Source organism: Cypionkella sp. PAMC25878 (genome assembly GCF_058135695.1).
Map to the genome: position 1 here is coordinate 834,587 of NZ_CM176871.1, position 26,535 is coordinate 861,121.

A 26,535-nucleotide genomic window follows, 5' to 3' on the forward strand; every position below is an offset into this window, starting at 1 on the left:
GCGGCCTTTTGAGTTAGCGATTTGAAAGGTCAAACACCTGTACGCACTCGGTCGCGCGGTGACGGTTCTTCCAGTCGTGGTGATTAACGGTATGCTCTGCATCGGCCTTTCCGGCCTGCCAATGGTCCAGCATCGAGGTACGGGAGAATTCGTAATCCTTTGAGCCGCCTTCATATTTTGTCGGGCGGTAGATCAGGTGTGCGATCGTGATGCGCGGGTCGGAATTGCCTGCGACCAGCGCTTGCGCGTCGGGGTCGGATTTCATCTCGGGCGGCAGCTTGTCGTAAAGTCGGCGTGCTGCCGTACCCATATCATTCAGCCGACGCATCATATCGGTATTAAACCGGGTTCGGCTGGAGAAGCGGATTTCCTTCTCGCGCACTTCACTGTGCCAGACCGAAGTGGGAAGCGTGCCGCGGGCACTGAACAGATCAACTTGGAACACGCAGAGATCGGCCTGCGATTTCTGCTCGTCCATCACATATTGCAGCGGCGTATTGGAAACCAAACCGCCGTCCCAGTAATAGGCTCCGTCAATCTCAACCGCCGGAAACCCCGGCGGCAGTGCGCCCGAGGCCATAATATGTTCAGGGCCAATGCGCTGGGTCGCGGTATCAAACCACGTCATATTGCCGGTTTCCACATTGACCGCACCAAGGCTGAGGCGGACCTCACCACTGTTGAGGCGGTCAAAATCCACCAAGCGTTCCAGCGTGGCGCGCAGCGGGGCTGTATCATAGAAACTGCTAGCGCCGACGCTGCCCTCTGGCATCAGGGCGGCGGGGGGGAAGCGCAGATCAAAAAAGCCGGGGACGCCAGCCAGCGTGGTGGCCGAGGCACTGAACTGGTTCAGCAATGCCCGCGCCCAGATGCCGTCGAGCAGGGTGGCGGGCAGGGATTTAGAACTGGCTTGCTCCCAAAACTCCCGCAGCTTTTCCACGCGCTGATGTGGCGCGTTGCCCGCGATGATGGCGGCATTGATCGAGCCAATGGAGATACCCGCCACCCAAGAAACATGGCGGGCTTGCTTGACCAGCCCCTCATAAGCTCCGGCCTGATAGGCGCCGAGTGCGCCACCACCTTGCAGCACAAGCGTGATACATTCTTCGGAACTGGCGTCGGATTTAGAGGCGGTGCGGGCCATCACGAGGCTCCTTTCAAGGTCAGATCAGCGACAAGCGGCAGATGGTCCGAGGCGCGTCTGGCCTCGGGCGTCAGAACGGCCCTGATGTCGCGCAGGGTGAAATCATCAGTCAGCGCGATACGGTCTAGAGCGGCCACTGGCTTACGCGCGTGAAACGTAGGCGGGCTTGGTAACACCCGGAAGTCAGGGCCGAGGCCTGCCAGATGTGACAGGCCGGACCATTCGTTGAAATCCCCCGCCACAAGCCGGGCGCTTATCTGCGAATGACCAGTGAAGGCGCGCAGTGCCGCCAGTTGACGGCGACGCGACGCACGGATCAGGCCAAGATGGGTGCCGATCACGCTGATGTCCCGACCTTCAAAGCGCAGATCCACCATCACCGCCCCGCGCGGCTCTAGTCCCGGCAGGTCGATGTGGGCGGTGGCTAGCAGCTCAATGCTGTCGCGGATCAGAATGGCATTGCCGTGCCAGCCCAGACTGTCGCGGCCATGCGCGAACACCACTGGGCGAAAGCCGCGACCCTCGAACAACGCGGCGGGCAGGGCGGGCGGGCGCAGACCCAGCCGCATATCAGCCTCTTGCAGCAACACGATATCGGCATCCAACGCCTCGATCACCTGCATAGTGCGCTCAGGATCGCGGCGGCGGTCGTTGCCAAGCGCTTTGCGGATGTTGTAGGTGGCGACGCGCAGGGAAATTTTCGTCACAATATCGGGGCCCCCAGCCGGAAAATCCCCTCGGCAAAACGGCGGAGCAGGCTTGGTTTGACAACGCCTTGGGCGCAGCGCGGTTCCAGTGCCCTGAACCAGTCGCGCAGTGCAGTGACGGTGGCGGCATCGTAAAGCATCAGGGCAGATTCAAAGTTCAACAACATGGATCTGACATCGAAATTCGCCGAGCCGACCCAAGCCAGATCGTCGATCATCCCGGCCTTGGCGTGCAGCATGCCCTGCCGCAACCGCAGGATCACGCAGCCCGCTGCGTGCAAATCTCGCAGATAGGCGCCGCGTGCGAGGTCGGCCACCCATTGGTTAGATGTCTGGGGCAGCATGATCCGCACATCCACCCCACGTCGGGCTGCAGTGCCCAAGGCTTGCAGCAGCGCTTCGGTCGGCAGAAAATAGGGCGTGGTCAACCAGATCGAGCGTTCGGCGCGGTGAATGGCGCAGACCAGCGCGTCATGCAGCGCATCGTCGGGGGTGTCGGGCCCAGACGGCACCAGTTGCGCGGTGACAGTCCCTACGGGCGCATTTCGCGCGATCAGTTCCCCGTGCGCAGCGCCAATCACATCCCAATCAGCCGAAAACACGTCGATATAGCTCTGCACAGCCGGGCCTTGCAGACTGAAGCTGAGGTCGATCCAATCCTGCCCTTCCACAAGATAAGCAACGCCAATGTTGCGCCCGCCCGCCCAAACATCGGCCAGATCCGCAATCACCATCTTGCGGTGATTGCGCAGGTTGAGATGACCATTGCCGACCCGATGCAGAAAGGGCGACAAATACCGCACCTCACCCCCTGCTGCGCATAACCGCTCCAGCGCCGCTTTCGGGCGGTGCAATGCGCCCAGTCGATCAAGGATCAATCGCACCGCAACCCCGGCTTGGGCCCGTTCGATCAACGCTTCGATGAAATCGCGCCCCGAGGAATCGTCATCCAGCAGGTAAAAGGTGATATCGAGCCGAGTCTGCGCCTGTGCAATCGTGCGAAACAGCGTGGTCTTGGCGACTTCGGGCGTAAAATGCAGAACCAGACCATTCCCATCCGAGGCGGCAGGAATTCCGAAAGCTTGCAAGGCCTTCGCGACGGGTTGCGGTGTTGGCGTGGCCTGACGCATCGGGCCAAACCTGATCGGTGGAAAACGCGCGCTTTGCTTGCGAAACCCCAGCGCCAGAAACACTGGGATCGCCACATAGGGCAACAGCAGAATGAACAATAGCCAAGCTGCAGCCGATTGTGGCGAGCGGCGTTGCTGCACCACGAACAACATCGCAAGGCCGACCAACACGACACCCAGCACGATAAGGGAATGGGAAGCCAGCCAGATCACCACATTGCCTCCCTTCACACCCGTAAAATTAAGCTACTATGGTCGCCGTTGCCGCACGCAGGACTCGGTGCAGCCTCGTCTGCCGCAACATGACCCTCTGCCGGGCAATCGCAAGTCCGTGTTTCCAATAAGCACGAAAACGTGGTTTGCGCTTGAAGCGCTACCGCGCCGCGTCTTGTCGCTTGAATTCCCAGCAGACAATGCTATCAGCCGCTTGTCTGGGATGCGGGGTGGGTAGCTATGTCCCCTAACTGCAGCCCAAGCATGGAAGTGTGGCCGAGTGGTTTAAGGCTCTAGTCTTGAAAACTAGCGTAGGGGGAACCCTACCGTGGGTTCGAATCCCACCGCTTCCGCCAACACCCAACCCATTGATTTCGTTAACAAATCAGAGAAATCGAATCTGCTTATTGGACACGCTATTGGACCCACGCTGACGCGTGGAGTATCAGGCTGGCGTCTGAAATGGCGTGATGCGTTGATGTCCGACTCGCCCATAGCTTGCCCTACTGCCTCCACACAGGCGGCGGGCGTCTACATCACAGCCGCGACACATCACCGCCTCACACATCCAACACACCGACCCAACCCCCGCCCGCGCCGTGTGATTTAATCGGGCTGTGTGGTGTTGGGTTGTTGGATTTTGGGGGTGAAAAGGTTTAGTGAGCGCGTCAGCGCTAATTGATACCTGTACGCGTCAGCGTGAATAACTCCAAATTCCAAACATTTGAGCCGTTATTTTGGGATTTTTGACAAATCCCAAAATACAAGCTATTAATTAACTAATCAGCAGATAAATAGCAGGACAAACATTTATGCCACTCTTCATTCCACAGAGCGCAGTCTGCGAAATTACGGGAATTAGTTCACAGACTGTCAATAGTCACCTGTCACACTCCCCAATTTTTCGCGTTGATAAACACCCATTCTATTACGTGACGGATGTGTGTAACTTCCTTAACCGTCACGCAAAGAATTACATTGAACGTCTCGCCTATGCGGCGGAGGATGATGACGAAATGTACTGTGGCGTTGATAGCCTCATGGTCGCGGAGTCCTTCGATATTTTCGTCAGTAAAGATGTGCGGATGGAGGCACGCGCCAAGAGCGTTCGCAATTCCTTCTTTAATAGTTTGGCAATGGCGGACGGGGCGCGGACATACATGACCTATTCAGAATCCTTGCGTTTGAAGTTGCTTTTGAACGGCGGGATTTCCCGATTCATTCTGACCGGGGACAATTCCGAGCTGCCAATTTGGTATAGTTTCAGCCCAGCCTTTGCGCTTGTGAATTCGGGCTTGGATAGCGTCAAGGTGGCAGCATGAGCGCCCCGATTGATACTTTGCGCAGGCTTGTCATCGGTTCGCCAGATGCCTGTCACGCGCTCTATCAGGCCTGTGGTGGTAGTGCAGCCGAAGTCACCATGGCCATGAATTCATATGACAAACTCTGTGCAGCCTTCCGCTCTGCCACAGACCTGACACGCGCCGAAGTTGCGCAGCTACTCGCGGGGGCAGTCGAATGAATAAGGCTTACACAACCGCCGCCCGCCGTTTGATTGTCGCCAATCCCAGCGCTTGCAATGTCGTTTGGCGGCAAGCGGCGGGGTCGGAGTATGCGATTCAATCCATTTTGGATGACGTATCGCGGATGTGCCAAATCCTCCGCAATGTGACTCGGGTTCCGATGGATTCTATCGAACGGATGCTTGAATCTATTGCCTCGACAGGCGTTGAAGATCGCCGCGCAACCACCAATGACGTGCAAACCGTATTGATGCAAAACGAATACAGAAAAGGACGCTAAAATGTTTGAGAACGATACAACCAACTTTGAGAACTTGGTCAAAGGATCGGAGACTCTGCAAACCAAATGGACAGCCGTATGTGAAGCCGTGCAGAACGATATTAAAGATCGGTACGGCGTAGACGTGGACGAGTCGACGGTTCGCAAGCTTGGGGAGGTACGTTTATTCACCCTCTCAGCTAACGCTGCGCTGGATCAAATTAGTTATTCGCGGCAGGTGGAATCCCTTCCACAGCTTGCCGAAGTGTTGAAAATCAGGGCTATTCAGGCCGGAGATTCTAAAATCCGCGCGGAGGCTGTAGCCGAGATTAACGCGATGCCAAACGATGGAAGTGAAGGCCACTTGCGCGCTCGGATCAATAAAGCGCGGGCGCTCGGAGTCGCCACCAGCGGCGCAAACTATGACGACAGCGGCCTCTCTCACGAACAGCGAATCCAACAGCTTTTGACGCTGAGTCCCGTCAAGAGGATCAGCCAAGCTCGCGCGTGGGGGATGCTGAAATGACGGAAGAGGAATTACAGCCTATCATTGACCATATCCGCGCATCTGGTGTGGCGGACCCGTGCACCCTGTTCGGCCCGTCGCCACCGCCCGCATATATCCGCACGGACCACGCGCCAATCGACAAAAAGCCGCGCATGGATAAGCCGTTTAGGGTCTACATCCCGACCGGGCAGGTGTTGAATTCGCACGACTATATCGCCGTGATCTATGAGACCAAGACGCGCGCAAGGTTCGCGCGTGAGGGCGGATATGAGATGCGGCCATGAGAACCACGATTGAGCACACCCGACTCCATGCGTTGTGCAGCAAGGTCGCGCTGGAGGGGTTGGACCCCCTAAACATCTGGAGTGAAGCCGACGACGAGGGCTATCGGGTCAATGACCGGGGCGAGTTCCTACATGACTCCAAGTTCGATAATTTCCTCCGGCAGTGCCAACTCACCATCCAAGCGGTGGCACAGAAGGCCCAATTTGTCGCGGCATGGAAACAACAAAACGGACAATTCTAATCATGGTCAATTACATATCAGGGCGGTATATTCCGCCTCCCAAGATTCGCACGCAGGCGGAGCCTGTCGAGCTGCCCCAAGCGCCAGCGGAAGCCTTGCCCGCGCCCGTCGCGGTGGCGTCACAACTCGACTCCATTGTCGCCAAAATCAAAGCGAGTGGTAAACCCCCGTCCGCGTTCTTCACCGTCAAAGCGGCGGACGGGTCACGGCTCTGCCACATTGGCGGGCAAGGTATCCGCGTGACCGATAATCAATTCTATCAAATCCTAAAGGCGCTACAGCCCGCCGTTGACTCTGAACAGGTCCGGACATGGAATCTACAGCGCCGTGCTGGTGGCAGAGATTAGGCGGAAGCGGTCACAGATCGCCCCCTGCCAACTGCGGCACTCCTAGGCCGTGGTGATGACGCCCGCGTGTACGTCAGACTCCGCGCGGGCGTCACTATATACATAGGGCGTCAGTGATCGCCCCGCCGAAGTGCGTTCACCTCCTCTAGTGCCTCGCCCATAGCGTCAAACTGTACAAGCCAAGCCAGTTCGGTGGTGTCGCTATCGTCAAGCTGTACAAGCGCGGCAAAATCGTGGGCGGCTCTGATCAAACGGCCTTGAGCTTCAAACATTCTGTCGGTCATCGGTCTATCTCCTTTGTGTTGAACGTAAGGAGCCTTGTGCCACAGTGCTTTCAGGATGTGGAGTCTTTTCTACAACGTTTTCAATGGGTTGAATGCTGTGTTTGACTTACACGAATGCCGGGTTTTGGGGACAGTGTCAGCGAAAATGACAGGCAAAAAACCATTGTGTCAGCCAAGTTGACTTCGCCAGCTAACCTTGCTACAAATTCGATAAAACTATTGAGCCTGAACGCCAAGCGGCCTTCCGAATTAACATATAAACCTAACCAATATCGACTTCAAGCGCAAAATAAGAAAGCGACATAAAATGAAAGATAGCACCTTCTACATAACCCGCGCGGCGATGTGTGAATGCCTCGGAGCATGCCAGACAGGATTCAACGCGTGGTTGTGCCTGACCAACGACGGCGAACTGCGCCCCCGTCGGCTGCGACACAACGGCAAAGCAGTCTGGGGTTATGACCTTGGCAAGGCTGTGCGGTTTTTGACCCGGTTTACATTCAAGTTTGACGCGGACTCGGAGGCTTATCTTCGGGAAAACGCCTTTCAAGTAAGTGGTCGCTGATGGCGGGCATTGTTACCAACGGCACCGCTTTCTGCGTCGGTCTCGACAAAGAGGTTGCGGACCTAAACCTTAGGTTCAGAGTCAGAGTCCGCAAGCTTCTGGACGAGGGTATGGCCCGAATGCTGCGCAGGACGCCCGTAAACACCGGGCAGGCGGTAATGAATTATGTGGCATCGGCTGGGACGCCATACACCGGCGTCAAGGTCACTGGTGACCCCGTGGAACCTACAAACCACCTTGCCCTTGGCGCGGAACAACTCCGAGCCGAACATGAGGCGGTGTCGATGGCAACACTGGGGAGCGTGGACCTGTCCAATCCGTTTCAGACGTTCTGGATTGCAAACAACTCCCCCGACATCGGCGGGCTGGAACATGGCGAACTGCCAGAGGCACCTTATACGCCCCGGTCCCCCGGCGGGATGTTTCGGGTGACGGTTGAAGAACTGATCACCCTCCTGCAGTCGGGGAAAATCTGACGACTGCCGAAAAAGAAAAAGAGGCCAGCGTGACGGCGCTGACCTCTAAAATGCAAGACGGGTGCTGAAACACCCGTGGGCTACTCGGAACAATATAGCCCAGATCAATCTAAAATGCAAATAGCAGAAGGCTACAAAATGAAGCACTACAAAGCACAAAAGACCAACGCGGACTCGATCCAAGACAACCCCCAGTTTATGGGTGAGGTGATCAGCTTAGCTGAAAGGTGGGCGGCGAAACACACTAACGGGGAACCGCCCGTTGATCCTTTCAAGGGGCTACGCCCAGAGGCCTCGTCAGAGGCCGCGAAGTGGCACGATGCTGTGAAGATCGGGGACTTCACCACCCCGGAGATGGTCGCGCTGATGGCGCAACAGGTGATTGCAGGTCGCGCTTTAGTCGAGACTGGCAAGCATATGTGGGGTGGTGGATGGACTCAGATCACCAGCACGTGGGAGCAAGCTATTGACGGCTTTCTGTCTCTCCACCCGGAGCAAATCGACAAGGGCGGCGATGGGTTTTTCTTCGCTGAAAGCCAGCTGACAGGGGCATTCGGGACCAGCGGGTACTTTGCCAAACCCGACCCGAAGATAAAGCTTTGCTACAAAACCAAAGGAAAAATCCGCAACATGTATGCGGTGATGATCGATGTTGATGGCGGCTGCACAGCGGAAGCGGTTGTGGAGAAATTGCGAAAGGCCGGGATCGCTGCAGTGATCTATACGACGCATTCCAATTCCGCCAAGGGTGGGCCGGGGAGTGATCGGTTCCGGGTCATTGTCCTGCTGGATAAACCCTTCGCAATGGGCCGGGGGGATAACCCGGCGCGCCCGGACTGGGGGCCTGACTACCCGACGTGGCAAGCTCTATACGCGGGTGTGTGTGATCTGATTATCCCAACCGGGGCGAACGTCGACTCCACTGGATTCACACCCACACAGCTTATGTACACACCAGCCCGCCCGATCGGCTCGGGGTACAAGCACTATGTGGTTGCAGGGCGTGGTCTGGACCTCTCCACGGTCACCCATGGTGATCCACAGAAGTACGAAGCACCGACCACCCGCGCAACTGGCGGCACTGGTGGCGGTGGCGTTTACAGCGGTGAACCTGCGTTTCTGGCAGATCGGTTCAATTTGAATTCGTGGTTTGGTGAAAACCAAGAGCGGTTCCTGCTGTCGTCTTTCTTGGACCACGCAGGATGGACCGTACACGGTCAAAGCGGTGGCGGGTACATTATCACATGCCCGAACGCAGGCGAGCACTCCAGCGGCACCGATGACGCTTGGGTGATCGATGGACCTGACGCCCATACGTCTGGGGCGATTTCATGCCGTCATGACCACTGCAAAGGGTATCACACTGCCGACTTCCTGAAGATGATTGAGGGGCAAATTGGTGGCTTGCCAGATCAATGGCCGTCGCTGTCGCATATGCTGTGCGACGGGGTTTTCTATGCTGACGGCGGTGAGCCTGTAAATCGCGACGACTTTATCCCCGCGCCTGAGCCGGTGGTTGAATGGCTGGATTTACCCGCCAAGATCACAAGGGCCTTCGCCGCTCTGACTGACAAGTCAACAGAAGCCGCCTATTCCGCGATCTGGGCGGGGGTGTTGCGGGCAAAATCAGAAGGGCGAGCGATTGATAAATTCGATGAATTGTTGCTGACCGTCAAGCGCTACAAGGACAGGGACCGCACCCGCATCAAGAGCAAAGGCAAGGCGATGTGGTTTTCCTTTGCTGAAGCAATCTCGGAGAAGAAAGAGGCCGAAGTACAAGCCAAGACCAAAGCCCAACAGGCTGCAGCGGGTGGGGTGCCGGAGCCGGAGATTCCAAACGTCGACCTGTCTCTGCCATTCCGCGCGCGGGTGAAGCAGATTTACCAGATCATGACCGCGCCGACCAATGACCCAACCATTTTCCACCGCACCGAACGGTTGGTTGATATTCAAGTGAACGAGCACGGATATCCAGCCATTCACACTATCGACAAGGATCGATTCAAGGCACTTGTCGAGTATCGGGTGGATTTTGACGGACACCCCGCCGAGCGGGACGATGTCAATGGAGTGTTCCACAAACCCCGCACGGGTTACCCCGCGCTGCGGGGGGTAACCGCTGCGCCTGTCTTTGGGCCAGATAAATCCCTGATCACCGCGCCCGGTTATCACGCGGCCAGTGGGCTGTACTATGCACCGAAAGCGGGCGTCGTGGTGCCTCCGGTCAGCGAGGTGCCGAGTGTCGAGGAGGTTGCGACAGCGGTTGATACCTTGCTTGACGGGTTGGCAGACTTCCCGTTCGACGGCCTCACTACGCGGGATGAGGTTATCAAGGCGGTAAAGAGCGGTGACAATGTGCCTTCGCTATGTCACGCTCTATCGGTTCCGCTGACGCTTGTTTGCCGGTCATTTATCAATGGGCCGGTGCCGTGGCATTTCTTCCGCAAGGATAAGCCACGGACAGGTGCCACAAAATTGGCTGGTGCTTTGGTGTGGATGGCGTTGCTGGTGGAAAGCGCGGCACCTCAGGCGCTGCCGCCTTCGGAAGAAGAGATGAACAAAACCATCATGGCAAACCTCGACAGCGGGGAGCGTGCCCTTTTCATTGATAACGTGCCGACGGAGAAGGTGGTGGACTCGCCCAATCTGGCGTTGGCTTTGACAGCAAACCCCACTTACACAGGTCGCCGGCTAGGTACGCCGGGGATGCAGAAAGTCGAATGCAAGATGGTGCCCATTGCCACGGGCAACCGCCCCAAACTCTCGGAGGAGTTGGCGGCGCGGGCGCTGTGGATATCCCTAGACCCGAAAATGACGCGTCCGGCTATGCGCACGGGTTTCAAACACAGCAACCTAGAAGAGCACGTGAGCGAGAACGCACCGCTATATCTGCATGCATTGTTGACGCTTGTGCAGCACTGGAAGGCGCAAGATTGCCCGCTGTGGGGTGTTGCGACGGAGACGGAGAAGGAGAAGGAGAAGATGGGTGGTTTTTCGGCCCACAACGAGATCATCGGGGGCATTTTGGACGCGGCTGGCATCAGGGGGTTTCTATCTAATGCCGAAGAGACTCGGGAAGCGGTGTACGTGGACAGTGCTGGCGACATGCTGATGGATGCGATGATCGAAGAGCACCACAAGAACTTGAACGCCAAAAATCCTAAACCGGGGGTCATGTTCCGCATTTGGGGTGAAGAGACCATGGTTTCAAAAACCAAAGACAAGGATAGCGGTTTGATGGTTGCCGCACCTTTCGCGGGGTACGAGGTTGTCTCGATCAAGGCCCTTCTGGAAGGGCACGGGATCGCTGTGCAGGGTGCAGGGTACGCCAGAGACGAAAGCAACGGTGTGACCTACAACGACAGCGCCAAGGGCAAGTTGCCGGGGGTCATTGGGGCGATGGTCAAGACTGTTCGCGAATGGAGAGCAGACCGCGACGTGGAAGGTGAGCCGTCGCGCCAAGGTCGCTACGTGTTGCGACGGAGAGGCGCGGACAACAACAAGACGTTCTATGACCTTGAGGTGTTGCCTCTGGTGGGGTGAATTTTAGGGTTCAGATCGCAGAATAGGCCCCCGTGAGGGGGCTTTTTCATGTGGATTCGAGCGAAAAGGTAAACCCCCTTAGTGGAAAGAGGGGGTTTACCTAGGTTTACCTTTGCCTTACCTTTTTTATCCGTTTAAAATCAATAAGATATAAGAAAGGTAAGGCAAAACAAAAAGGTAAGGGGTTTATCTGAAATGCTATAGGAAAAATGTGTGTGTGTGCACCACCACCCCCACCCCCCCCCCACCACACACACACACACACACTACATACGGCGGGGCGGCTGGGAGGCCTTACCTTTACCTTTTGCCTTACCTTTTCCGCAAGCCATTGAAATCAAATGACGAAAAAAGGTAAGGCAAAGGTAAACCTAGGTAAACCCCCTGTTTTGGGGCTGCAGCCTTACCCTTCCTCTCGGGATCGGGCCAAACCCGGATACTGTGCATGCAGTTGCACCCTCAGCACCCGTGCACGTTCTCGGGTTTGGCGCGTGTGCTCTGTCGCTCGCTCTTGCAGCAACAGCCGCAGCTCCTCGCGTTCCTCTGGTGTGAAATCGCCGTCAGTCATCTTTTCAGGCCTCCTTAGCCTTGGGCGTCATGCCTCTGCCAAGGATACCAGCCGCTCGTCCAGACCGCCTATGCACGCGGCCTACCCCCGCGCTAAGCCCCTCGTTTTAGGGCAGACAACAGCGACTCCTCTGTTGGGATCAAATCGAAATCAGGTAGTTGATACCGTGCATTACGGCTCTCATCTGGATACCCGTTCAAATAGTCATGAGGCAGGCAGGTAACGATCAACTCCCATCCCTCACCCGGTTTTTTGTGCAGAGCAATTTTCTCTGTTGGCGTTTGCGTCATGTGTGCAAGCCGTGAAAGCGCCTTGACGTTATCCTTGGTGAAAAACCGTTTGCAGGTGCCGAGAAAGCGGACTGCAAGACGAATATCCGTGATGATCTTGCCACGTTTCTCGACCATGCGTTCGATAGCAAGGTCACTTAGTTCTTCGGTACTCCGCATCTTCGAAAGCTGCTCTAGTTCTTGACGGACGGCTCCGAGACGGGGGCGCGGACTTTCCCCAATCTTAAGCACTGCGGCGGCGGCGATGCGAAGAACAACGCGAGTTTCGTTTATCGGCACCTGCACAACTCTGCCGTTTTGATCTTCCCGATCAACCCAACGGCGCTTGTTTTCAGTCAGTTCGAGATCGCCCGCATCGGTAAGCTTGGAAGGTAACTGCGCTATTCTGAATTCGGAATATATTGCGCGGGCAGCTTTGAGGCAGGCCTTTTCCATTTCAACAAGTTCTGTTGAAATGAGGCCCAACGTGTCCGCGACTCCGTCAAGCGTTTGCTGTATCAGCTTCCGCCGTGTCACTCGTTCCATCTCCCTGTTTAGTTCTTCCTCGAACTTGTCTGCGACCTCTTGGCCGAAATACTTGGCAGCGCAATCTCTGCCACAAAGTGCAATCCGACCATCCGCCATCTCGGCGGTAAATCCTCTGTTGTGCGGCGTGTGATTGTCACAGAACGCACACCTCACTTTTTCTTCGGCTTGGTATCTGTTGATGTAGTGTGTCGGAATTTCCCCGACGGGGATAACGTCGGTAAGTCCTGCCTGCATCTCGGGTCGCTTGATACTGAAACTCTCAAACGTACGCGGCGCGACTAATCCCATAGGTGGCCCCCTGTGTTGCCAAACTGACTGGATGATGTGCATTGTTCCCGGCCTGTTCTATTCTTCGATCACGAAAATGTCAACTCCGACAGGGTCCCCTATCTTACAACTCCACCTGCAACTCGCAGCGCCGATTCCGCTTCAAGCGGACTAATTTTCGCAACTTCGGCCCCCCACGCAGCATGCTTTCAGGCCAATAAATGACCAATGCTCACCTAAACCTGCCCGGATGACCCGATTCAGTGGCCATCACGGGGGATCATTTTTACTATATGGTCAAAAGTTGTATACAATGGTATACAGTGAGTCCTCGCCGATGGGCGAAAACCCGCCCCAATCGTGACTCAACATATTGAAAAGACTCGAGAATCGTGCATCTGACGTGGTATGTATGGCACAACCAACGACGCCTATTTACACAGGGGGCAGATATGACGAAGAAATATGTGGTTTACTACAGAGTCAGCACGAAAAAGCAGGGTAAGTCCGGACTCGGGCTGGACGCCCAGCAGCGGGATATTGGAATCTTCCTGACCAAATTCAGCCCGGAACCTCATGAGGTCATCGGGACGTTTACGGATATCCAGAGCGGTTCCGATACGTTCCGACCGCAGCTTGCTGCAGCCATCGCCATGGCTAAGGCACAGAAGGCCGAACTTCTGGTAAGTAAGCTCGACAGATTATCGAGAAAAGTTTCGCAGATCGCCCTGCTTATGGAAGAAAAGGGGCTAACGTTCCGCGTTGCATCCATGCCAGAGGCGACAGCCTTCCAACTGCACATATACGCCGCCCTAGCCCAGCAAGAGAGGGAGTTCATTAGCGCCCGCACCGTAGCAGCCCTAGCCGAAGCCAAGGCCAAGGGTGCCACCCTAGGCGGTCTGCGGCCTAACACCCGCATGCGCAACGACGAGTCCAAGCAACAGGCTAACGCCTTCGCGGAACAAGCCTCCTCGATCATCCGCCCCATGCTTGCAGCCGATGCCTCATTGAACGCCATCGCCAAGGCATTGAACGCCAACAAGGTGCCGACTGCACGCGGGAAGCAGTGGTATGCTAAGAGCGTATCCAACGTGTTGGCACGGCTGGAATTGCACTGAAAGGCGTCAGCCGTCCGGAATGATCACGGCTGACGCCGTCCGGTATCACCTCGACAGCATGTCACCTCGACCCGATCACGTGGAGTGACCTTGTGGCGATATCGGGTTGATTGAGTGGATGAGACGCCCGCCGCCCATGTATCATCCTGTCAGGCGGATATCGACCTGCGTCAGCAGGTGTGAAGTAATTGTAATTAAAGATTATCTAGGGTCCCAAAGGGCGAGGTGGTCGGCGGTCCAGAGACGTGCAGTCGCAGTCGGCCTGCCGGAATATAACCGCGCGAAAATAGTTATCCTTAAAATCAGCCAGCGCGAATCCTAATTGTACATCGCAATACGGGAAAAAATTATCGGCATTTTTTGCTCTTAGAATGTTACAGTTTTTTACTAATTATCAGCAAACCAGCTATTCCAAATATTAGCTTTTTCATGATTTTATGCAACTATTAACGAGCCGATCACGTTTAGTCATTTTCGTGATCGGCTTTCACTGCTTGTAACGCAAAGGCGGTGGGCCACAGAATACCGGACGAAGTATCTTCGCCCCAATTCATATATCGGGTGGCCGAAACAACAATACCGTCTGCTAAAACATAGCTTACCGAATTGGTAAAGCCTTCAGCAATCTATATGGCGCAAACTGCACCCCTAAATTATAAAAAAATCCACGCTAGACAAAGCCAATCCTTCAGCTAGCACAGCAAACTGTACCTTTGTCTCATTGCCTATTCCATCCGGGTCGAAAAACAAATTTCCTGTGTCCGTTTCATAAATAATCCGGTCGCTCATATCCGCCGCATCTCCCGACACATTCGCAACAAATGCCGTTGCGGCCAAATTTCCACTAGTCAATCTATGAAATACGGCATTCTCGAGCCACATAACGTCGTCTTGAATATGGAAGTCCATAATTCGATCCACGTTACTGTTACTCAATGTCGTATTGAACAAGAAGGTATCGTTCCCCAGCCCCCCGCTCAGGGTATCTGCCCCGGTGCGACCGTTGAGGACGTTTGCACTGGCGTTGCCAGTGATGAGGTTGTCCATGACATTGCCAGTGCCGTTGATCGCGGACGTGCCCGTCAAAACCAAATTTTCGAGATTATTGCCAAGAGCAATCGATACAGAACTGCGCACAAGGTCTGTCCCGCCGTTCAACGCTTCTCTGATCGTATCGCCGCCATCCGTCGTGTAAATATCGTTCCCCAGCCCCCCGCTCAGGGTATCTGCCCCGGTGAGACCGTTGAGGACGTTTGCACTCGCGTTGCCAGTGATGAGGTTGTCCATGACATTGCCAGTGCCGTTGATCGCGGACGTGCCCGTCAAAACCAAATTTTCGAGATTATTGCCAAGAGCAATCGATACAGAACTGCGCACAAGGTCTGTCCCGCCGTTCAACGCTTCTCTGATCGTATCGCCGCCATCCGTCGTGTAAATATCGTTCCCCAGCCCCCCGCTCAGGGTATCTGCCCCGGTGAGACCGTTGAGGACGTTCGCACCAGCGTTGCCAGTGATCAGGTTGGCCATCGCATTTCCAGTGCCGTTGATCGCGGACGTGCCCGTCAAAACCAAATTTTCGAGATTATTGCCAAGAAAAATCGATACAGAACTGCGCACAAGGTCTGTCCCGCCGTTCAACGCTTCTCTGATCGTATCGCCGCCATCCGTCGTGTAAATATCGTTCCCCAGCCCCCCGCTCAGGGTATCTGCCCCGGTGAGACCGTTGAGGACGTTCGCACCAGCGTTGCCAGTGATCAGGTTGGCCATCGCATTTCCAGTGCCGTTGATCGCGGACGTGCCGGTCAAAACCAAATTTTCGAGATTACTGCCAAGAAAAATCGATACAGAACTGCGCACAAGGTCTGTTCCGCCGCTCAACGCTTCTCTGATCGTATCGCCGCCATCCGTAGTATAGGTATCGTTCCCCAGTCCACCGATCAAAGTATCTGCACCGGAAAAGCCATTGAGCGTGTCGTTTCCATCTGAGCCAGCCAACGTGTCGGAGAAGATTGTGCCTACAATACAGTCGTCTTCGGTTGTACCGCTGATGTTGATTGCTTCTGTGCGCGGGTCAAAAATTTGCATATGCCCTTGCCCACCGCCGCTCCCACCGTACGTGGTTCCCCACGTCACGATGAACCGACCGTCCACCAGAGTCGCAACGGTGGGGCTCGAAATGCTGTCGGACTCGGACGCGTCCACCACAAATTCGACCCCAGACTTCGTGCCGTCCGGCTGAAAAGCTTGGGCCCGTATGCTGTGGCCAGACGCGTCAAAAATATTCTGACTGTAAGACTCCCAGACAATAACAAAACGACCATCCTGTAGAGCCGCAACGTTGGGACTACTCTGATCACCGTTTAGTGATGTATTGACGACGAACTCCCCCCCGAGACGAGTTCCGTCGCCCGCAAAAATTTGGGCGCGAACAGGGTCACCAAAATTATCCAAGCCAGACTTGCCTTCATCGCACCACACGGCAACAAAGTTTCCATTTGTCAAAGCGGTGACTTTGCAAAGCAATTGGTCACCGCTTATCGTTGTGTTTACCGTAAATTCGTTCCCAACCGGAGTGCCGTCGGCGGTAAATATCTGGCCGTAAACATCCGTCGAGGTGCTCGACATAAAGTTTGTTGACATTTTCGACCAAATGGCCACAAATTTACCGCCATCTAGTGAGGTGATACTGAGATTTTCTCCATAAGCCCTCGCTGTATCGTCGATTAGAAATTCGCCGCCAGATTTACCGCCTTCAGCATCAAAAACTTGCCCAATAATTGAACTTTTAAATGAGTTCAGGCCGAATTGGCTATAATCTCTCCATGCTACGACAAAACGGCCGTCCGATAGCGGAGTTAAGACCGGATCGTATTGCGCGTCAGTGTCTGACTCGCCAAGCTCGATTTCGATACCGAAAGGCGTAAAATCTGAATTGAATATCTGAGCTTGCATGGTACTGCTCGGACCCGAGTTTACAAAGCTAGACCATGCCACAACGAATTTTCCATCCGAAAGCAGCGCAATCTCTGGGATAAGTTGGTCGCCAGCCGTTGTCGTGTTAACCATAATTTCTTTGCCAACCGTCGCACCCTCAGCATCGAAGGCTTGCATTCGAATTGCAGAACCAGACAAATCCGTCCCCGTTTGGCTACCATCAACCCAAATTGCTACAAATCCACCGTTGGCAAGTCCAATGGTTTTGGAGAATGCTTGGCCATTGAAAGTGGCCGTATTCATGAGAAACGGAGAACCGAATTCGTTGTAAATAGCCATTATTCTCATGTCCTAGGGTAAAATGAAGTTACGAGGTAGGCTACAGCTTTGGTGATATTTCTACTAGCCTATCTGGTTTTCCAAGCAAAGCGAAAATGTGCTCCTACTGATACTGCCGATCCCGTGCGCTCAGCCAAAAAGAGGAGGCGGAACTGCAGAAACGGAGATCCCTCCGAGGTTTCAGCTTTTCATCGAAAACTGATTGCCATGGCGCGCGTGGGGTTGGAACAGCGCTCATGTTGTAGGCAAAGTTCTTCATGCCGATCTTGGCCTTGGCTCGCCCCGGACCGATGGTCCGCACAGGGGTGACTGCGGCGAAGCAATACGGCGTCATGATGCGCCCAAGGGAAACCTAATAGACGCATTTCATCGCCTCCAGATGCACGCGCTTCGCCTCTAACCAGTCCGCATCACCACCGTATCGCCCTGCGTGCTGGTTATCATCCGCATGACCCATTAATGCGTTTCTGACGTGCTCAGGCATCCCAGAACGACGAGACTCCGCAGCAAAACTATGGCGGAGAGAATAGAGCACTTTGCGCGGCTCATTGTCCCCGACAACCTTTTCGCGCAGGCTTTCTGTCCATTCCTTTGTGAGCGGACGCGCGTAACGCCCTTTGATCACCAGCGGCTTGCCCGTCTTCGCAGCCTCTTCTATCTCTCCCGGTGTAGGCTGTGGCTCGAAAGATGGGAATGCAAGCGCGTTGTCATGGCGGCGTAAGTGGGCTTCAAGAATCGGCAGTAACGATGAATGAATAGGCACTTGTCGGATGCTGTGTTCGTTTTTCATCATTCGCGGGCGTGCATCATCATCTGACTCGGACTCGTCATTATGGATGCTGATAACCCCCTTAGCCAAGTCGATATCTGCCTTGCGCAACTGTGCCACCTCTTCCGGCCTTGCACCCGTCCAGATCAGAACTTGTAGCGCGGTCATAAGGTCCTCCAGCCGCCCGGATTTCCGGCTCTTCCGGCGCGTAGTCCAGACTTGTGTTGACACCTCCACCAATTTTTGAATCTCCGCCTGCGTTAAGCTTTTCCAGCTTCGCGCGGTTTTCGGGCGGGTATCTGTTGGCGAGGTAACCCCTTTCGCCGGATTATGCGGGATGATGTCAGACGCCACGGCATAGGCCAAAAGCGCACGGATCAGGTCCAGCCGCTTTGATATCGACGCGGGCGATAGCGGCGCGTCTTTGTATATCAGCTTTCCGGAGTGCTCCACGTACTCGACAACATGGCGCTTGGTTATCTCGGACAGCGCCAAATCGCCATGCAGCGCCGCAAATTCGTCAGCATACTGCAGATGCTTCTTCCATGTCGCTGGAGCCTGTTTCCGGTGCGTGTGCCATACCGGCATAATCGACAGAACAGTGTGCCCACTGATATCCGCGACGGCCTCTATCGCCCGCTGCGCGCGTTCTGCTTTCAAGTCCGCGATTTCGACGCCCTCCGGCGTTGCGGCATGCGTATAGGCGTCCATCTGTTTGCCTAGGTCCAACTGCAACCGCGCTTCATTCTGCCCCATGACAAAGTAGCCCTTGGCCTCAAGTGCCAGCCGTTGGGTCGGATCATCCGTCACCGCATACCGCAGTACATTGTGCACTTCCCCGTTGCGATAAAACCGCGCCGGGATAGGTACAGGGGCATCCGGGGGCAGATCAGGTGGTGATAGATCAAACACGACCGCGACCGTGTCCGCAGGCATATCCGACGCAACATGCAAATGTGCGAAACTCATCTGACGATCATGCCCCGCTGCGAGCTTCTGCGCATCCCGCTTACGTTCTGTGTCGTTTGAACCGACAAGGGCGATAACCCATTCGGTCTTGCCACCGAACATTTCCCGGTGCTCTTTTGGGATGGCACGGCGATAGTAGTATCGCCCATTCTTAAGCTTGATGTAGGAACCTTTGCGCGGGCGGAAAGCCATCCTATTGGACCCCTTATTGGACCAGCTATTGGACCCATAGAACCCCGTGTATCCGCTTCAAGCAAATTTAACAAGATCATTTAAGTAAGCAAAAACAAGGTATTGTGAGATATAGCGGAACGGGGAAACGACCCGTAAGCCTAACCGTGGGTTCGAATCCAACCGCTTCCGCCAACCGCAATCGCAGGTTGAGTACCTCTGGATCCCACGCGGAATTACCGTGTTATTTCAGATGGCTGCGCGCAGGATCTGGTCTCGGAGACAGCACCGCGCGCGTGCTTTGCGGGCAAATCGGACGCCCGTCTCTGCGACCCAGAAACGCGGTGCGGTTTGCAGAATTTGGACAGTTCGAGCTAAAGGCCCAGAGCCTTGGCTTGCTCTTGCCAGTCGTGCGGCAGGGTTGTGCGCACAATCAGATTTGTGGTCAGATGGGAGGGTGCTGTTTCATCGAGGATGGCGCGCTGTAGATCCGGGGCCAGAAAGGCTAAAGCGACACGCGATCGGATGAGACTGTCGGAACAGCTTTCCGCCCTCGCGATGCTGCTCAAGCTTTCGCCGCGGCGCAAGCGGTTGGCCCAGCGATGCGCGCGCGCAAGGTTCTGCTGCAGAATGAGATCAGTCTCTCCTTGCGGCGCGTAGTAGAACGACGACCGCGAGATCGATAGCAGTCGACACTGCGCCCCGACCGACAGCGTGGGGTGGGTCCGTTCGATCATGCCACGCCTCACTTCCCGGTCCAGGGCTTGAGCTTTCTTGCCAAAAAATCGTTGGCGACCGCCAGTTCTCCGATCTTGGCATGCAGCTCGCGGACCGTATCCTCGGCGACCTCAGCGGTGGCGACCGCCTTGCTGCCGCGCTCAAAGATGCCCGTGGCACCTTCCAGAAGTGCCTTTTTCCATTGATGGATCATCGTCGGATGGACCTCATAGGCGGTCGCCAATTCCGACACCGTGCGCTCACCCTTCAACGCCTCCAACGCCACACGCGCCTTGAAGGCTGCGTCATGGTTCCTGCGTTTCGACATCTCTGTTCTCCTCGTGCTTGGAGACCAGCAGACTTCAGATCGTAGCTTCCGTCACTGTCCGATTTTCGGGGGGTAGCTCACAGATCACCCGACGCCGCAGCGTGATCCAGAATGCGCAGCTTGCGCCGGATTTCATGTTGGTCTTTGGCCATCGAAATCACCCTCCCACTCTAAAATGGAGATTACAGAAGGTGTCTCGCTGAATCGACAGTCCTACAGTGGTTCAGGCCGAGGGGTTCACTCCATACCCGAGTCAGTTCTGGGTGAAAATCAACAACTTCCTATTCTGTGCTTGGAATCTAATGCCGCCAGACCGCGCGCCGCGTGATTTGGATCAAATGTCAAACTGAACATTTGCGCTAAGATTGCGGGATCGGGCCACGCGTCTGTGGCCGGCCTTTGATTACTCGTCCGCTTTCGCAGATTTCATATTGATAAATTCAAATATTAGAATAACAAGTAATCATCGAACTGAGGACCCTATCCATGCGCCTTCCCCTGACGAGATTTCTGTGTGCCAGCCTACCGCTGTTTGGAGGCTTGGCCTTGGCTGACACGCCCGCCTTGCAGCCGACCACGATCACCGAGTGGAAGGCGGTCTACGGTCAGGTCGAGGCGCGCGACCGGATACCGGCACGGGCGCGTCTTGGCGGAACTCTGGTTGAGTTGACTGTGGTGGAGGGCGATCTCGTCACGGCGGGCCAGCCCGTCGGGCGGATCGAGGATGAAAAGCTGGCGATCCAGCTTTCCGCCCTCGCGGCACAACGGGGGGCGCTAGCGGCCCAACTGGCCAATGCACAGGCGGAACTTACCCGGGGCGAAAGCCTTTTGAAACAGGGCGTGACCACCGCGCAGGGGTTGGACGCTTTGCGCACGAAGGCCGATGTCTTCAAGGGCCAGATCGCAGCATTGGATGCGCAGGCCGACGTGATTCAACAGCAGGGCAGGGAGGGCACGGTTCTGGCCCCCGCCGATGGCCGCGTGCTGGATGTGCTAGTCGCCAAGGGTGGCGTCGTGATGCCGGGCGAAGCCGTGGCTCTGATCGGCGGTGGGGGCACGTTCCTGCGCATATCGGTTCCCGAACGTCATGCTCCCAGCCTTCATCAGGGCGACAAAATCGAGATTGCCGAAGGCGATAAGACCCAGACCGGCACCTTGTCGCGGATTTATCCGCTGATTCAGAATGGCAGGGTGATTGCAGACGTGGAACTGGCCGGTCTGCCCGACACCTTTGTCGATGCGCGGGTGCTGGTGCGGCTGCCTGTGGGCAAGCGCAAGGTTTTGATGGTGCCCGCAACAGCACTATCATCGAACGCCGGACTGGATTTTGTCAGCGTCGAAATGGCCGCAGGCCCCATGCAGCGCAGCGTGGTTCCGGGCGAACATCAGGTGGTGGGTGGGGTCGAGATGGTAGAGATCCTGTCCGGCCTTGAGGCGGGGGACCGCGTGCTGCCAGGTGCCGCAAAATGACTATCCTGTCTGAAAAGCTGCCAGAGAAGTCACTGGGCATCGCGGGCCGCCTGACGCAGGCTTTCATCAAATCCGCCCTGACGCCCTTGTTCATTCTGGCGGCTTTGGCGGCGGGAATGCTGGCCGTTATCTCGCTTCCTCGTGAGGAAGAGCCGCAGATTTCGGTGCCTTTGGTGGACATCCATGTGCAGGCGCAGGGATTACAGGCTGAGAATGCCGTCAAGCTGGTGACCGAGCCTTTGGAGGTGATCGTCAAGGGCATCAACGGGGTGGAACATGTCTATTCCTCGACCCGGGATGACAGCGCCTTGGTCACCGCTCGTTTTGCCGTGGGCACCAATGCCGATGAGGCGATGCTGCGCGTGCATGACAAGGTGCGCGCCAATATTGACCGGATTCCGCTGGGCATCCCCGAACCCCTGATCATCGGGCGCGGCATTGATGATGTAGCGATCCTGTCGCTGACCCTGTCCTCGGCCCCCGGTCAGGCCATTTCCGCCGATAACCTGACCCGCATCGCGCGCACGCTGCAGGTCGAGGTAGCCAAGGCCGACAATGTGGGTCTGACCTATCTGGTCGGCGACGCGCAGGATGCCATCCAGATTCAACCCGACCCGGACCGGCTGGCGCTGTATGGTGTGACTTTGCAGCAACTGGCGCAGAAGGTGGGGCAGGCCAATCGCACGCTCAACACTGGCAAGCTGCGCGACAAAGGGCAGCAGATTGACCTTGTGGCGGGTCAGACCCTAACCGCGCCTTCGGAAGTGGCGCATCTGCTGCTGACCACGCGGGATGGCCGTCCAGTCTATGTGGCGGATGTCGCGAAGGTGACTTACGTGGCCGACACGTCGAACCATATCGTGGCCAACATCACCCGCAATGCCGACGGCTCCACCACACGCGCCCCTGCCGTGACGCTGGCTGTGGCCAAGCGGGCCGGGGCCAATGCGGTGGTGGTGGCAGCGGCGGTGCTGACGCGGGTCGAGGCGCTGAAAGGTCATATGATCCCGGACAGCGTGACCGTCACCGTGACGCGCGACTATGGTGCCACGGCCAATGACAAGGCCAATGAACTGCTGTTCCACCTTGGCCTTGCCACCGTTTCCATCATCATCCTGGTGTTTCTGGCCATCGGATGGCGTGAGGCGGTTGTGGTGGCCATCGTCATTCCGGTGACGATTTTGCTGACGCTTTTTGCCGCGTGGATCATGGGCTACACGCTCAACCGGGTCAGCCTGTTCGCGCTGATCTTCTCCATCGGCATCCTCGTTGATGACGCCATCGTGGTGATCGAGAATATCGCCCGCCACTGGGCGATGCAGAATGGCCGCAGCCGCTCCAAAGCCGCGATTGATGCTGTGGCCGAAGTGGGCAACCCGACCATCGTGGCGACCCTGACCGTGGTGGCAGCACTCCTGCCGATGCTGTTCGTATCCGGCCTGATGGGCCCCTATATGTCGCCAATCCCGGCCAATGCCTCGGCTGCGATGATCTTCTCGTTCTTTGTCGCCGTCATCATCACGCCCTGGCTGATGGTCAAGATTGCCGGCCGCGCTGATATGGCGGTGCATGGGGCAGACGACACCTATGGCGGCCACCATAGCGGTCGGCTGGAGCGGGCCTATAACCGCATAGCCCGGCCCTTGCTGAAAACCAAGGCGCGCAGCCTGACCTTTCTGCTGGTCACGGCGGTGCTGTCCTTCGGGTCATTGGCCGCGCTTTACACCAAGGATGTCACGGTCAAATTGCTGCCATTTGACAACAAATCCGAACTGTCGGTGATGATCGACCTGCCCGAAGGCTCCTCGGTCGAGGCGACCGACCGCGTGGCGCAGGACGTGGCCGAGGCCGTCATGCAGATGCCAGAGGTCACCACGGTGCAGACCCACGCCGGCACCTCTGCCCCCTTCAACTTTAACGGCTTGGTGCGCCACTATTATCTGCGTCAAGACCCGCAGCTGGGTGAGGTGGCAATCAACCTCACACCCAAAGGCGACCGGGCGCGGGCCAGTCATGCCATAGCTCTGAATATTCGCACCAAGTTGGCAAGCCTAACCGTGCCGCCCGGCACCAGCCTCAAGGTGGTGGAACCGCCGCCAGGCCCGCCGGTGATCTCGACCCTTCTGGCCGAGGTCTATGGCCCCGACGCCGCCACTCGCCGTACGGCTGCGGCCCGGATTGAAGCGGCCTTCAAGGCCGTGCCCTTCATCGTGGACGTGGACAACAGCTATGGCACCCAGGCGCGCCGCCTGCGGGCGACGATTTCGACCGATAGCCTCGACTTCTTTGGCGTGCAGGAACAGGACGTGTTCGACACGCTGGCCCTGCTGAACGGTGGGCAAACGGTCGGCTATTCCAACCGCGGCTCGGGGCGTCTGCCGATCCTGCTGGAGGTTGCCCGCGCCAAGGGCGACCGCGTGATGGACCAGCGATTGCTGACCACGCCGATCCCGGCCAACGTTTTGCCGGGCGCCAAAGGGGTGGTCGAATTGGGCGACGTGGTGACGGTGGCCGAGGAACCCGCCTCTTACCCCATCTTCCGCCACAATGGTCGCGATGCAGAGATGGTGACAGCGGAACTGGCCGGAGCCTTTGAAGCGCCGCTTTACGGCATGTTGGCGGTGGCTGATCAGATCAGCCAGCAAGACTGGCCCAATGGCAAACCCACCATCAGCCTGCACGGCCAGCCTTCTGACGAAAGCAAGGTCACCCTGCTGTGGGATGGCGAATGGGAGGTCACCTACGTCACCTTCCGGGACATGGGGGCGGCCTTTGGCGTGGCGCTTTTGGGCATCTACATTCTGGTGGTCGCACAGTTCGGTTCGTTCCGGCTGCCGCTGGTGATCCTGACGCCCATCCCGCTGACCTTCCTTGGCATCATGGCGGGTCATTGGCTGTTTGGCGCACCTTTCTCGGCCACCTCGATGATCGGGTTCATCGCACTGGCCGGGATCATCGTCCGCAACTCGATCCTGCTGGTGGACTTCATCCGCAACTCCGGTGCTGTCACCATCGAGACCCTGATCGAGGCCGGGGCGATTCGCTTCAAGCCGATCCTCTTGACCGCCATCGCAGCCATGATCGGCGCGGTGGTGATCCTGTCGGACCCTATTTTCCAGGGACTCGCCATCTCGCTGCTGTTCGGGCTGCTGTCGTCCACCCTGCTGACCGTGCTGGTGATCCCGGCGATTTACCGCATGTTCAAGACCTGAAAACCACCCACCCGGCGGAGGAGGCCGGACGGGTTCACGCATTGGAAAGGGAGAAATCCATGGCACATGTCGTTGTATTGGGGGCCGGTCTTGGTGGGGCCATCATGGCCTACGAGCTGAAGGACAGCCTGCGCAAAGAGGACACTGTCACCGTTGTGACCAAGGATGCGAAGTATCACTTCGTGCCCTCCAACCCGTGGATCGCGGTGGGCTGGCGCAAGCGGGAGGAGATCACGGTGGATCTGGCCCCCGCCATGGCGAAGCGGAAGATCAACTTCATCCCCGTTGCCGCCGAACGCCTGCACCCGGACGAAAACCGTATCGAACTGGTCGATGGCCAGTCGGTGACCTACGATTATCTGGTGATCGCCACCGGCCCGGACTTGGCCTTTGACGAAGTGCCCGGCCTTGGCCCGCATGGCGGCTTCACCCAGTCGGTCTGCCACATCGACCATGCCGAAAAGGCCGAACAGGCGTTTCAGGCGCTGCTGAAAAACCCCGGCCCGGTCATAATCGGCGCAGCACAGGGTGCAAGCTGCTTTGGCCCGGCGTATGAGTTTCTGTTCATCCTTGAAACCGCACTGCGCCGCGCGAAAATCCGCGACAAGGTGCCGATGATCTTTGTGACGCCGGAACCCTACATCGGCCATCTGGGCCTCGACGGCGTGGGCGACACCAAGGGCCTTCTGGAATCTGAAATGCGGGGCAAGACGATCAAATGGATGACCTCGACCCGGATCAAAAAGGTCGAAGATGGCAAGATGACGGTTGAGGAAGTGGGCGAAGACGGCGTGGCCAAGCCGGAAAAGGTGCTGCCCTTTGCCTATTCGATGCTGCTGCCCGCCTTTCGTGGCATCAAACCGGTGTCGGGAATTGAAGGTCTTTCGAACCCGCGCGGCTTCACCATCGTCGATCAGCATCAGCAGAACCCGAAGTTCAAGAACATCTTCGCCGTGGGGGTTTGCGTCGCCATCCCGCCTTTGGCTCCAACGCCGGTGCCCTGTGGCGTGCCCAAGACCGGCTTTATGATCGAAAGCATGGTCACCGCCACCTCCCACAATATCGCCAACCTCGTGCGCGGGGCAGAGCCGGATCAGGTTGGCACCTGGAATGCCATCTGCCTCGCTGACTTCGGCGACGGGGGCATCGCTTTTGTGGCCCAGCCGCAAATCCCGCCGCGCAACGTCAACTGGTCGGCCTCTGGCAAATGGGTCCACCTCGCCAAGGTGGGGTTCGAGAAATACTTCATGCGCAAGCTGCGGCAGGGCAAGTCAGAGCCGTTCTACGAAAGTCTCGCCCTGAAAGTGCTGGGCATCGACAAGCTGAAAGAAACCAAAAAGGGCTGACGCCCGCCGCCGGGGCGTTTTGCCCTAGGCTCCAACCTTAAGGAAAGCAAAATGACCCTCGACCGCTCCGTCCTGCTTTTTGCCGGCATCATGACCCTACTTAGCGTGGTTCTGACAGCCTTTGTCTCCCCTTACTTCATCTGGCTTACTGTTTTCATCGGGGCCAACCTGATCCAGTCGGCCTTCACGGGGTTCTGTCCGGCCGCCTCGGTTTTCCGGGCGTTCGGGATCAAGAAAGGTTGCGCTTTCGAATAAGCCGCACATAAACGTCTGAGCCCGAAGCT

23 protein-coding genes and 1 tRNA gene are annotated in these 26,535 nt (G+C 56.8%); 15 read left to right on the forward strand and 9 right to left on the reverse strand.

Features of this window, described 5'->3' with window-relative positions:
• Window positions 1-13: 13 nt before the first annotated feature.
• From ACS5RD_RS03850 to ACS5RD_RS03860, 3 genes are read right to left on the reverse strand one after another with little or no spacing between them, the layout of a single operon-like run.
• The gene (locus ACS5RD_RS03850) at window positions 14-1,144 is read right to left on the reverse strand and encodes a DUF3734 domain-containing protein (protein ID WP_489930073.1); all 1,131 of its coding nucleotides are present in this window, start codon (window positions 1,142-1,144) and stop codon (window positions 14-16) included.
• Window positions 1,144-1,851 (reverse strand): endonuclease/exonuclease/phosphatase family protein, encoded by a 708-nt coding sequence (locus ACS5RD_RS03855; RefSeq protein ID WP_489930074.1) that lies wholly within the window; start codon window positions 1,849-1,851, stop codon window positions 1,144-1,146. Before ACS5RD_RS03855 ends, ACS5RD_RS03850 begins: the two co-directional genes overlap by 1 nt.
• Window positions 1,848-3,194, reverse strand: coding sequence for a phospholipase D-like domain-containing protein (locus ACS5RD_RS03860; protein ID WP_489930075.1), 1,347 nt, complete (start codon window positions 3,192-3,194; stop codon window positions 1,848-1,850). The genes ACS5RD_RS03855 and ACS5RD_RS03860 overlap by 4 nt, the downstream gene beginning before the upstream one ends.
• Before the next feature lie 266 nt (window positions 3,195-3,460).
• Between ACS5RD_RS03860 and ACS5RD_RS03865 the strand changes: the two genes are divergently transcribed.
• From ACS5RD_RS03865 to ACS5RD_RS03895, 7 genes are all read left to right on the forward strand, one after another.
• Window positions 3,461-3,550: transfer RNA gene (locus ACS5RD_RS03865), tRNA-Ser, on the forward strand.
• Between the two features lie 456 nt (window positions 3,551-4,006).
• Window positions 4,007-4,516 (forward strand): hypothetical protein, encoded by a 510-nt coding sequence (locus ACS5RD_RS03870; RefSeq protein WP_489930076.1) that lies wholly within the window; start codon window positions 4,007-4,009, stop codon window positions 4,514-4,516.
• Complete coding sequence (locus tag ACS5RD_RS03875) at window positions 4,513-4,716, forward strand: hypothetical protein (RefSeq protein ID WP_489930077.1); 204 nt, start codon at window positions 4,513-4,515, stop codon at window positions 4,714-4,716. The genes ACS5RD_RS03870 and ACS5RD_RS03875 overlap by 4 nt, the downstream gene beginning before the upstream one ends.
• Complete coding sequence (locus ACS5RD_RS03880) at window positions 4,713-4,997, forward strand: hypothetical protein (RefSeq protein ID WP_489930078.1); 285 nt, start codon at window positions 4,713-4,715, stop codon at window positions 4,995-4,997. The genes ACS5RD_RS03875 and ACS5RD_RS03880 overlap by 4 nt, the downstream gene beginning before the upstream one ends.
• Before the next feature lies 1 nt (window position 4,998).
• Entirely contained in the window at window positions 4,999-5,502 is a 504-nt protein-coding gene (locus ACS5RD_RS03885) for a hypothetical protein (RefSeq protein ID WP_489930079.1), read from the forward strand.
• Entirely contained in the window at window positions 5,499-5,768 is a 270-nt protein-coding gene (locus ACS5RD_RS03890; RefSeq protein WP_489930080.1) for a hypothetical protein, read from the forward strand. Before ACS5RD_RS03885 ends, ACS5RD_RS03890 begins: the two co-directional genes overlap by 4 nt.
• Window positions 5,765-6,010, forward strand: a complete 246-nt coding sequence (locus ACS5RD_RS03895; RefSeq protein WP_489930081.1) for a hypothetical protein — start codon at window positions 5,765-5,767, stop codon at window positions 6,008-6,010. The genes ACS5RD_RS03890 and ACS5RD_RS03895 overlap by 4 nt, the downstream gene beginning before the upstream one ends.
• Window positions 6,011-6,467: 457 nt before the next feature.
• Here the strand turns inward: ACS5RD_RS03895 and ACS5RD_RS03900 are convergent, their stop codons facing one another.
• Entirely contained in the window at window positions 6,468-6,641 is a 174-nt protein-coding gene (locus ACS5RD_RS03900; protein ID WP_489930082.1) for a hypothetical protein, read from the reverse strand.
• A gap of 307 nt (window positions 6,642-6,948) precedes the next feature.
• Here ACS5RD_RS03900 and ACS5RD_RS03905 point away from each other — a divergent pair, with 307 nt between their 5' ends.
• The 3 genes from ACS5RD_RS03905 to ACS5RD_RS03915 all read left to right on the forward strand — a co-directional run bounded on the left by ACS5RD_RS03905 (window position 6,949) and on the right by ACS5RD_RS03915 (window position 11,225).
• Window positions 6,949-7,206, forward strand: coding sequence for a hypothetical protein (locus ACS5RD_RS03905; RefSeq protein ID WP_489930083.1), 258 nt, complete (start codon window positions 6,949-6,951; stop codon window positions 7,204-7,206).
• Entirely contained in the window at window positions 7,206-7,682 is a 477-nt protein-coding gene (locus ACS5RD_RS03910; protein WP_489930084.1) for a hypothetical protein, read from the forward strand. The genes ACS5RD_RS03905 and ACS5RD_RS03910 overlap by 1 nt, the downstream gene beginning before the upstream one ends.
• A gap of 114 nt (window positions 7,683-7,796) precedes the next feature.
• The gene (locus ACS5RD_RS03915; RefSeq protein WP_489930085.1) at window positions 7,797-11,225 is read left to right on the forward strand and encodes a hypothetical protein; all 3,429 of its coding nucleotides are present in this window, start codon (window positions 7,797-7,799) and stop codon (window positions 11,223-11,225) included.
• A gap of 660 nt (window positions 11,226-11,885) precedes the next feature.
• On the opposite strand, the gene ACS5RD_RS03920 is transcribed toward ACS5RD_RS03915, so the two are convergent.
• Window positions 11,886-12,899 carry a hypothetical protein gene (locus ACS5RD_RS03920; protein ID WP_489930086.1) on the reverse strand — a complete coding sequence of 338 codons (1,014 nt, stop codon included), beginning with the start codon at window positions 12,897-12,899 and terminating at the stop codon, window positions 11,886-11,888.
• Between the two features lie 431 nt (window positions 12,900-13,330).
• Here ACS5RD_RS03920 and ACS5RD_RS03925 point away from each other — a divergent pair, with 431 nt between their 5' ends.
• Window positions 13,331-13,996, forward strand: a complete 666-nt coding sequence (locus ACS5RD_RS03925; protein ID WP_489930087.1) for a recombinase family protein — start codon at window positions 13,331-13,333, stop codon at window positions 13,994-13,996.
• 648 nt (window positions 13,997-14,644) lie between these two features.
• Here the strand turns inward: ACS5RD_RS03925 and ACS5RD_RS03930 are convergent.
• The 4 genes from ACS5RD_RS03930 to ACS5RD_RS03945 all read right to left on the reverse strand — a co-directional run bounded on the left by ACS5RD_RS03930 (window position 14,645) and on the right by ACS5RD_RS03945 (window position 20,223).
• Window positions 14,645-17,269: a hypothetical protein gene (locus ACS5RD_RS03930; RefSeq protein ID WP_489930088.1), complete on the reverse strand. Its 2,625-nt coding sequence runs from the start codon at window positions 17,267-17,269 to the stop codon at window positions 14,645-14,647.
• A gap of 352 nt (window positions 17,270-17,621) precedes the next feature.
• Window positions 17,622-19,199 (reverse strand): site-specific integrase, encoded by a 1,578-nt coding sequence (locus ACS5RD_RS03935; protein WP_489930089.1) that lies wholly within the window; start codon window positions 19,197-19,199, stop codon window positions 17,622-17,624.
• A gap of 353 nt (window positions 19,200-19,552) precedes the next feature.
• Complete coding sequence (locus ACS5RD_RS03940) at window positions 19,553-19,915, reverse strand: hypothetical protein (RefSeq protein WP_489930090.1); 363 nt, start codon at window positions 19,913-19,915, stop codon at window positions 19,553-19,555.
• Between the two features lie 8 nt (window positions 19,916-19,923).
• A complete protein-coding gene (locus ACS5RD_RS03945; protein ID WP_489930091.1) occupies window positions 19,924-20,223 on the reverse strand; it encodes a transposase in 300 nt (99 codons plus the stop codon).
• A gap of 486 nt (window positions 20,224-20,709) precedes the next feature.
• On the opposite strand from ACS5RD_RS03945, the gene ACS5RD_RS03950 reads away from it, so the two are divergent.
• The 4 genes from ACS5RD_RS03950 to ACS5RD_RS03965 are packed head-to-tail and all read left to right on the forward strand — an operon-like array spanning window position 20,710 to window position 26,506.
• Window positions 20,710-21,693: an efflux RND transporter periplasmic adaptor subunit gene (locus ACS5RD_RS03950; RefSeq protein ID WP_489930092.1), complete on the forward strand. Its 984-nt coding sequence runs from the start codon at window positions 20,710-20,712 to the stop codon at window positions 21,691-21,693.
• Entirely contained in the window at window positions 21,690-24,905 is a 3,216-nt protein-coding gene (locus tag ACS5RD_RS03955; RefSeq protein WP_489930093.1) for an efflux RND transporter permease subunit, read from the forward strand. Before ACS5RD_RS03950 ends, ACS5RD_RS03955 begins: the two co-directional genes overlap by 4 nt.
• Window positions 24,906-24,964: 59 nt before the next feature.
• Complete coding sequence (locus ACS5RD_RS03960; protein WP_489930094.1) at window positions 24,965-26,251, forward strand: NAD(P)/FAD-dependent oxidoreductase; 1,287 nt, start codon at window positions 24,965-24,967, stop codon at window positions 26,249-26,251.
• A gap of 51 nt (window positions 26,252-26,302) precedes the next feature.
• Window positions 26,303-26,506 (forward strand): YgaP family membrane protein, encoded by a 204-nt coding sequence (locus ACS5RD_RS03965; protein WP_054005274.1) that lies wholly within the window; start codon window positions 26,303-26,305, stop codon window positions 26,504-26,506.
• Window positions 26,507-26,535 lie beyond the last annotated feature (29 nt).

Excerpts from the sequence above, each read along its gene's own strand:
- ACS5RD_RS03870 (WP_489930076.1), top strand. The coding sequence starts at position 4,007 with ATGCCACTCTTCATTCCACAGAGCGCAGTCTGCGAAATTACGGGAATT.
- ACS5RD_RS03910 (WP_489930084.1), top strand. The coding sequence starts at position 7,206 with ATGGCGGGCATTGTTACCAACGGCACCGCTTTCTGCGTCGGTCTCGAC.
- ACS5RD_RS03885 (WP_489930079.1), top strand. The coding sequence starts at position 4,999 with ATGTTTGAGAACGATACAACCAACTTTGAGAACTTGGTCAAAGGATCG.
- ACS5RD_RS03915 (WP_489930085.1), top strand. The coding sequence starts at position 7,797 with ATGCAAATAGCAGAAGGCTACAAAATGAAGCACTACAAAGCACAAAAG.
- ACS5RD_RS03950 (WP_489930092.1), top strand. The coding sequence starts at position 20,710 with ATGCGCCTTCCCCTGACGAGATTTCTGTGTGCCAGCCTACCGCTGTTT.
- ACS5RD_RS03945 (WP_489930091.1), bottom strand. The coding sequence starts at position 20,223 with ATGTCGAAACGCAGGAACCATGACGCAGCCTTCAAGGCGCGTGTGGCG.
- ACS5RD_RS03890 (WP_489930080.1), top strand. The coding sequence starts at position 5,499 with ATGACGGAAGAGGAATTACAGCCTATCATTGACCATATCCGCGCATCT.
- ACS5RD_RS03850 (WP_489930073.1), bottom strand. The coding sequence starts at position 1,144 with ATGGCCCGCACCGCCTCTAAATCCGACGCCAGTTCCGAAGAATGTATC.
- ACS5RD_RS03880 (WP_489930078.1), top strand. The coding sequence starts at position 4,713 with ATGAATAAGGCTTACACAACCGCCGCCCGCCGTTTGATTGTCGCCAAT.
- ACS5RD_RS03895 (WP_489930081.1), top strand. The coding sequence starts at position 5,765 with ATGAGAACCACGATTGAGCACACCCGACTCCATGCGTTGTGCAGCAAG.
- ACS5RD_RS03935 (WP_489930089.1), bottom strand. The coding sequence starts at position 19,199 with ATGGCTTTCCGCCCGCGCAAAGGTTCCTACATCAAGCTTAAGAATGGG.
- ACS5RD_RS03940 (WP_489930090.1), bottom strand. The coding sequence starts at position 19,915 with ATGATCGAACGGACCCACCCCACGCTGTCGGTCGGGGCGCAGTGTCGA.
- ACS5RD_RS03905 (WP_489930083.1), top strand. The coding sequence starts at position 6,949 with ATGAAAGATAGCACCTTCTACATAACCCGCGCGGCGATGTGTGAATGC.
- ACS5RD_RS03875 (WP_489930077.1), top strand. The coding sequence starts at position 4,513 with ATGAGCGCCCCGATTGATACTTTGCGCAGGCTTGTCATCGGTTCGCCA.
- ACS5RD_RS03960 (WP_489930094.1), top strand. The coding sequence starts at position 24,965 with ATGGCACATGTCGTTGTATTGGGGGCCGGTCTTGGTGGGGCCATCATG.
- ACS5RD_RS03920 (WP_489930086.1), bottom strand. The coding sequence starts at position 12,899 with ATGGGATTAGTCGCGCCGCGTACGTTTGAGAGTTTCAGTATCAAGCGA.
- ACS5RD_RS03925 (WP_489930087.1), top strand. The coding sequence starts at position 13,331 with ATGACGAAGAAATATGTGGTTTACTACAGAGTCAGCACGAAAAAGCAG.
- ACS5RD_RS03965 (WP_054005274.1), top strand. The coding sequence starts at position 26,303 with ATGACCCTCGACCGCTCCGTCCTGCTTTTTGCCGGCATCATGACCCTA.
- ACS5RD_RS03955 (WP_489930093.1), top strand. The coding sequence starts at position 21,690 with ATGACTATCCTGTCTGAAAAGCTGCCAGAGAAGTCACTGGGCATCGCG.
- ACS5RD_RS03930 (WP_489930088.1), bottom strand. The coding sequence starts at position 17,269 with ATGGCTATTTACAACGAATTCGGTTCTCCGTTTCTCATGAATACGGCC.
- ACS5RD_RS03900 (WP_489930082.1), bottom strand. The coding sequence starts at position 6,641 with ATGACCGACAGAATGTTTGAAGCTCAAGGCCGTTTGATCAGAGCCGCC.